The sequence below is a fragment of the Oleiphilus sp. HI0061 genome (assembly GCF_001635675.1).
The window spans coordinates 1-7,411 of the sequence record NZ_LWFE01001107.1; the positions used below are offsets into that span (position 1 = coordinate 1).

6 protein-coding genes and 1 pseudogene are annotated in these 7,411 nt (G+C 41.0%); 6 read left to right on the top strand and 1 reads right to left on the bottom strand.

Features of this window, described 5'->3' with window-relative positions:
• The 3 genes from A3735_RS16030 to A3735_RS16040 all read left to right on the top strand — a co-directional run.
• On the top strand, positions 1 to 2,326 hold a 2,326-nt coding region (locus tag A3735_RS16030; protein WP_068638269.1), incomplete at its 5' end, for a type I restriction endonuclease subunit R.
• A 13-nt stretch (positions 2,327 to 2,339) separates the two neighbouring features.
• Complete coding sequence (locus tag A3735_RS16035) at positions 2,340 to 3,143, top strand: M48 family metallopeptidase (RefSeq protein ID WP_082885904.1); 804 nt, start codon at positions 2,340 to 2,342, stop codon at positions 3,141 to 3,143.
• Positions 3,144 to 3,507: 364 nt separating this feature from the next.
• Positions 3,508 to 3,981, top strand: coding sequence for a hypothetical protein (locus tag A3735_RS16040; protein ID WP_068638271.1), 474 nt, complete (start codon positions 3,508 to 3,510; stop codon positions 3,979 to 3,981).
• Positions 3,982 to 4,088: 107 nt separating this feature from the next.
• Here the strand turns inward: A3735_RS16040 and A3735_RS16045 are convergent, their stop codons facing one another.
• On the bottom strand, positions 4,089 to 4,655 hold the full coding sequence (locus tag A3735_RS16045; RefSeq protein WP_068638274.1) for an HAD domain-containing protein: 567 nt from the start codon (positions 4,653 to 4,655) through the stop codon (positions 4,089 to 4,091).
• Positions 4,656 to 5,105: 450 nt separating this feature from the next.
• On the opposite strand from A3735_RS16045, the gene A3735_RS16050 reads away from it, so the two are divergent.
• From A3735_RS16050 to A3735_RS31945, 3 genes and pseudogenes are all read left to right on the top strand, one after another.
• Positions 5,106 to 6,005 carry an SET domain-containing methyltransferase gene (locus tag A3735_RS16050; RefSeq protein WP_068638276.1) on the top strand — a complete coding sequence of 300 codons (900 nt, stop codon included), beginning with the start codon at positions 5,106 to 5,108 and terminating at the stop codon, positions 6,003 to 6,005.
• A 126-nt stretch (positions 6,006 to 6,131) separates the two neighbouring features.
• Positions 6,132 to 6,707 carry a hypothetical protein gene (locus tag A3735_RS16055; protein WP_068638277.1) on the top strand — a complete coding sequence of 192 codons (576 nt, stop codon included), beginning with the start codon at positions 6,132 to 6,134 and terminating at the stop codon, positions 6,705 to 6,707.
• Between the two features lie 270 nt (positions 6,708 to 6,977).
• A pseudogene (locus A3735_RS31945) lies at positions 6,978 to 7,223 on the top strand (flavodoxin family protein); the annotation flags it as partial.
• Positions 7,224 to 7,411 lie beyond the last annotated feature (188 nt).

Genomic DNA, 7,411 nt, shown 5'->3' on the forward strand with positions numbered 1-7,411 from the left:
TCAGCAGGTGTTTGGTATCAAAGCGTTGGTTGAGCGAATCACCCAGTTTGACGCGAACGGTGCAAGAGAAGGCGGCGTGATCTGGCATACCACAGGAAGCGGTAAGTCTTTTACGATGGTATTTTTAGCCAAGGCCTTAATTTGGCTTGAAGAGCTGGCTAAATGCCGATTTATTATCGTCACCGACCGGGTAGACCTTGAAGACCAACTTAGCACAACCTTTGCCTCAGGTGGAGCGCTCTCTGACCGAGATAAACGCGACGCGATGGCGACATCCGGCAAACGTTTGGCTGAACAAATCGGCCATGGCAATGAAAGAGTCATCTTCTCCATCATCAACAAGTTTGGCTCCGCCATTAAGTATAAGGAATGCTATAACGACAGTCCGGATATGATTGTTTTGGTGGATGAGGGCCACCGAAGCCAGAACGGTGAAAACAATATCCGTATGCAACAAACTCTGCCTAAAGCTGCCTTCGTTGCGTTTACTGGAACCCCACTACTAAAAGACGACAAGACAGAAAACAAATTCGGCAAGATCATTCACTCCTATACCATGCAGCAGGCGGTAGAAGACAAAACCGTTACTCCTTTGTTGTATGAAGAGCGTATCCCCGAACTGAATGTGAATGACGAGGCGATTGATGCCTGGTTTGATCGCATTACCCAAAAGCTGACCGATGAGCAAAAGACTGACCTAAAGAAAAAATTTTCTCAAAAAGGTCAGATTTATCAAACGGAAGGTCGAATCGAGTTGATCGCTCATGATATTTCAGACCACTTTCAAAACTTTAAACAACAGGGTTTAAAGGGGCAATTGGCCTGTGACTCAAAAGCATCAGCTATTCGCTACAAAAATGCTTTGGACAAGATAGGTAAGGTGACTTCAGTTGTTGCCATGTCATCGCCAGACACGCGTGAAGGCCACGAAGCTGTCGACCAGGAAAGCAAAGACATTGTTCAAAACTGGTGGAAAGGCAATGTTGGGAAGATGGATGAGAAAGCGTATACCAAAGCGATTATTAAAGAATATGGCCGGGATGATGGCCCCGACATAATGATCGTGGTCGATAAACTGCTTACTGGATTCGACGAACCAAAGAACACCGTGCTTTATATCGACAAACCGCTTAAAGAGCACAACCTGATTCAAGCGATTGCTCGTGTGAATCGCTTACACAGTAAAAAGCAATTTGGTTATTTGATTGATTATCGCGGAATCTTAAAAGAGTTAGATACTACGATTGAAAAGTACCAAGACCTAGCTGAACGTACTCAAGGTGGCTTTGATATCGAAGACCTTCAAGGTTTGTATCACAGCATGGATACTGAGTATAAGAAGTTACCTGGATTATATAGCGACTTGTGGGCCATCTTTAGTGAGGTTAAAAACAAACAAGACCCCGCAGCCATGCGCCAGACCCTCGCGCCAAAAATTAAAGAAATCGAAGGCCAGTTGGTCGATACCAACCTAAAGAAGCGTGACGACTTTTATTCTGCCTTAACGGCCTTTTCTAACTGTATGAAAGTCGCTCTTCAGTCAGCCACTTTTTTCGAAGATAAGAGCTTTGATAATAAGCGCCAGCTTTATAAAGACACACTGAAAATGTTCGTGAGCTTGCGAAAACAAGTTCGCGAAGACGCCAATGAAACTATCGATTATGACGAGTACAGCGACGATATCCACGCGCTATTAGATAAACATATCGCCGGGCTTGAGGTAAGAGAGCCAGAAGGTGCTTATCTTGTCGGAAATATGGGTAAAAACGTCAAGCCACAAGATATGAGTGACGATGAGGCACGTAATCAAACTGATAAAATTACCGGCCGAATCACTAAAATGATTGAGCAAGACTTGGCGGATGATCCTTACGCTCAAGCTCACTTCTCCAAGCTACTTAAAGAGGCTATCGAAAAGACGAAAGAAATGTTTGATGCACCGGTCAAGCAATACATGATGTTCGCCGACTTCGAAGAAGAAGTGAAAGCCCGCAAGGTACCTGATACCCCGGCAGCTTTTACGGATAGCGAGGGTAAACTTAATCAACATGCTCAGGCTTATTATGGTTTGTTCAAGCATTTGTTTGGCGAAGACTATCTCAATGCGAAGACATTGAATGAAGAGCATATAGTAGAGCAAGCTTTTGCCGTTGATAAGGCTGTTAATAACGCGGTTGCGGAGTACTCCATAAATCCATCTGAGATTGAAAATGCTATCAGCAAAGAACTTCTGCCAATGTTATTTACGGACCTTGGTTTGGAAGACGCAGAGCGCTATATACAAGAAGTGTTGAAGATTACTCGCCTCGGCCTACACCGCGATTAAGGGAGAGGGATCTATGTCTTCAAGCGGGATGGGCGCTGAGATTTGCACTCATACACAAGAGCGAGGCGTATTAGCATATGGTGATGACGTAATTCATTACGACATTATTCGCAGAAGCGAGCATCAAGCAAGTACTGATACTGCTAAAGCACGCAAGGTCTTAATTAAAGTCCACCCTGACCAAAGAGTGGTTGCCACGGTGCCTTATGATGCAACAGAGCAATCAATCCAAAAGGCCATCGCAAAACGTGCTCGTTGGATTTGGAAGAATATTCAAGACTTTGCAAGACAACACGAATACGTGCTACCGAAACAATATATCAGCGGGGAAACGCAATTCTATTTAGGTAAGCGCTATGTTCTCAAAGTGATTCTCGATGACGAGCTAACGCCTGCTGTAAAACTTAGTCGCGGTAAGCTCAATGTCACGTTGGCTAAGAAACCTGAGAATCAGACAAAAGTAATTAAAGGAATGCTAGATAGCTGGTATCAATACCGAGCAAAGGTCATATTCCAAGAGCGATTACATGCGATGCTTCCCCGAGCAACATGGGAAGAAGGCATACCCTCTTTCCGAATCATGGCCATGAAGAAGCAATGGGGCAGCTGCTCAAAACAAGGACTGTTAATGCTAAACCCACATCTCGTAAAAGCCTCTAAGGAATGTATCGATTACGTGATATTGCATGAGCTCTGCCATATAGCTGAACATAATCATAGCGAGAAATTCTGGCGATTACTGACGCAGGTAATGCCAAATTGGAAAGAAGTTAAGGCGAAGTTAGATGATATGGCGGAATTATATTTGAACGGATAAATAACTAGCCATTTGTAAAGAGATAGAACCGCTTTTTTTAGAAGACCGCTATTTAGTATAAGGGCCGAAAAATATTTTCAAACTTCATTTACGGTTCAAAAACCAGACTGGTTTTTTATTTTTATCTTATTGATATATATAGCTTTTATGTTTTTTAATTTTTTCAGCTATCGATATACGTCCTTGGTGCCACATTGTCAAACAATTGCTGAACATCATGAAATGCATGGCGAGCACTTAACTCTTCATATTACATTGAGTTTTAGTTAACTTTAAAATAAGACGATACTTAGTCACTCTTTGACAGCTGACGCCGATCTATTTTTATTGGTGAGACAGCCTTAACAATTGCTCAGAAGGATATATGGGAACAGAAAAACTTATAATCTATTGCGATATGGATGATTGCCTAGCTGATTACAATGGTGGTTATTTAGCGTCAAAGTCACAATTCCCTGACATCGCGTTTCCACAAAGTATTCCTGGTTTTTTCAGGAGTCTGAAACCACTACCCGGAGCAGTAGAAACATTTCACTGGCTCTCTAGAAATTCAATTTTTGACACCTATATACTAAGCGCTCCGTCTCTCAAAAACCCACTCTCCTATTCTGAAAAGCGCATTTGGGTTGAGGAAAACTTAGGTGAAGAGTTTATTGATAGGCTGATAATCTCATCATATAAAAACCTCAATTACGGTCACTATCTGATAGATGATTATGATAGCGGGAAAGGCCAAGAGTTATTCGGAGGAATGCTCATTAAGTTTGGCACAGGTCAATTTCCAGACTGGAACTCTGTCAAACTTTACTTTGAAAATGTGGCCTCTAGAGTTAGTTAAGTTACTTTCTATGTGACCAGTGTAAATCTAAAAAAAGAAAACCATCCCTGACGTTTCCCAAATTCAGAACAATAACTTTAATGATTTTTGCCATGCAGCCAGCACGACTATTTAATATCAAAAAAATCTAGCGCTAACTGCAAATCTGTTTCGCTGAAAGCCTGCTCAGCATCTGGTGTAATCTGAGCGTAACTTGCTATCGGATACTTTTCAAAACTGTCCAAAGATAGCAACAGATCTTGATCGTCAATGAGGAGCAAATTGACTCTCGGGACTGGGTTACTTTCCAACGCCTCTATCATAAAAAACACTTCGTCCGGTTTCTCACTGGTATATCGGAAGGGAATAAACCAGTCTTTGTGCAAATGCGAACTGTCCAATCCAGAGCGCACAAGTGCCTTGAATAAAGTACCTCTCTGTTTGCTAAAGTATTTCCTCCAGGAACTAATCAACATGATTTTTGCTTGTGTTACTTCACAGAGAGTGTTGATTCGTTTCGTGCATGATTGATTAAACGACACTGTATCTAAAAAGAGATGCCAATCTTCATCCCTGGAGGGAGGCTGATACAAATCCGCATCGGGCAGTAAAACCCCATCAATATCAAGCAAGATAATGTTGATAGAACGCTCTCCTTGTCGAATAAGTTGAGATTTTGTGAGTGTAGGTTCCAAACTGACAACTGTATGTCAATTATAAGCGCAGTTCTTGTAATTCTGCGGCCTACAATGCAGATTATGTAAAAATTGAAATCTAAACTAGATACTATGGCAGAGCCGTATTTGTCGTAGAAAATTGCGCACTTTTGACAAAGGCATAAAACTCTTGCAAGAGAGCTGTGCTTTGATAGGTAGCGTTCGAATACTTCTAAACCTCAAAAACCAGACTGGTTTTTTATTCGCAAACTATTGATATATAAGACTTTACCACCCTCTCTACCTTTCTCTTTCGATGCACAAGAAACCGCAAAACCTTGAATTCAGACCTTAACGCTGTTACTTTTTGAGTGTGGCGTATCTAGGCGCCACCTCCGCTTATAAAAGCTCAGCGAGCACTAGACACAATTCGACTATTTCAATTACGCATGATTGGCGGAGGCATGCGTATGTCTGGAATAGATCGCCATGAAAAAATTATCTGAACAAATCAAAATTGAAGCAAAGAAGCTAAAGAAAACCACTCATCAACACGAGACTCTTAAGAAAATAAGGCACCGTTTATCTATCGAGTCCGGCTTTAAACGAGGCTATCTAGAATTACTTAAGTTTGAGAGAGAGAAAGAACGCGAAGATCGCTTCGCAAAAGAGGGAATCAAACCATCTAAAAAAACCATACCATTATTTCCTGTTGGCAATGGCCTCGAGGTATTTCTAAATAGCGATGGACAACGAGGTATTAGGGCACTCAATGACTATAACATTGGAGACTTACTAATTACTGATTATCCAGTCTTTTGGGCCACGCTAAAATCCGTAGAAGAAGATGTCCGAATGAGCTGGAAACTAACGGCCGAAATACTAGCCCATAATAGGAAAGACTTTGAAAAGTTTGTGAACGAATATGAGCTAAGACACGACTTACACACGCCCCGCTACGATGAAAGCGACAGAAAAATATCATCTTTCTTATCTAAGCGTACGGGCCTAGAAAATAGCGACATTCGGCGAATTTACAATATCGTTAGTACCTATCACTGCATATCACAAATAGGTTTAATCCATGAGGAAACCAAAACATATGCTATGGGAGTTCGCAGTTCAATTATCCCTAGCCTTTGTTTTTTTAACCATAGCTGCAATCCAAATAGCCAACGCCAGACATACCGAACTATCGAAGAGTATAAGTCTATGTCTGAAAAACTAATCGCAACAAAGGAGATAAAAAAGGGTGAGGAAGTTACTTGGGCTTATAGCGATGTATTGAACGACTCACTCAAAAATAGGAGAAAGAAACTGAAGCAAAGATTCGGCTTTCAGTGCTCGTGTAAGCGATGTATAACGGAGCAGCAAAACAAGAATAGATAACCTCTTTACCGAAAACGAACACAATCGCATTAAAAAAGTTGTGTTCGCTATTTTGGCGTTTAAGCATGGACGCTTTTTAGATTTAGCAAAACACCAAAAACTAGATACCAATAAAAGGAGGACGGAGTGAAATTAATTACCTATATCGGTATGGATAGCTGTCTATCCGATTACAAAAAATCGATTGCGCAATATAGAACCGTGCATCCAGAGATCGAATGCCCACAAAGTATTCCCGGATTTTTTCAGGAATTAGAAGCTGTGGAGGGCTCGATCGAGACAATCAATTGGCTTGCAAATTATCAAGACTTCGATGTTTATATATTGGCTGCACCTTCGTTGATGAATCCAGCTTGCTACCAAGAAAAAAGAGAATGGATTGAAACTCACCTGGGAACGAGGTTTGTCGAACGATTAATTCTATCGCCACACAAAAATCTACAAAAAGGGCACTACTTAATTGACGATAATACTTCTGGCGAAGGACAAGAGCTATTCGAAGGCGAGTTGATTCATTTCGCATCCTCAAACTACCCCAATTGGAAATCAGTAAAGAACTTTTTTTCAGATGTTTTGAATACTTTAAAACACGGTATAGTCGACGAAATTGATAAAAATCGAAAAGGGCTAAAACTTGGTCAATACATGCGGATAACTGACACGCCGACAAATATCATAAACGAAACTAAAAAAGGAAAATAATGACTTTCTTAGGATAAACTTCTCATATTATTTTGAATGGAATTTGGAAAAGAATTTTGGAGCTCAAAATCATCAGAGCATTTAGACAGAAATTAGTCCGAAATAGGCGACTCGACAAATAGTGTATTTGGCAGCGAAAAACACGCATATAGAACTAGAAAATTTGTAGGTCGAAATATGTAGCCCGAATAACCGTAATAACATATTGTTTTATTGGTTTAATATTAGCTTTCACCTACATTTTTGTCATATTCCGTATTCGTATAAGCTTTTTTCGACCGTTGCTATTACCCATGCTTAGAAGCGAAACAAGGCTTACCCTGTGCCGCGTATATTAGAGCCGGTCATGATGGCACAGGTACAATTCGTGCTCTCGAAACCATTACCACTGGCCTTAAGTGGCGATGGGTACAGGAGCCCCTTTTACTAAAAGGCGCTTACCAAAAAGAGTTTGAGAGCCATTGCTCGGAATTAGGTGGCGCAATGGCATGTGCACTTGATCAGGGAATCATTTAGAATCTATTTCATTCCAATACCGATTTAATAAAAGGCAAATCACCCGTGTTAAAAATCATTGTTGTCATACTTGTTGTTGCACTTGCAGCATTCATCGTCCACCGCACTAATCAAAACAAAAAGCTAGCCGTTGAGAATCAACAATTAGGCAGTGAGTTTCTTGCCCAAAACATGACCAAAGAAGGCGT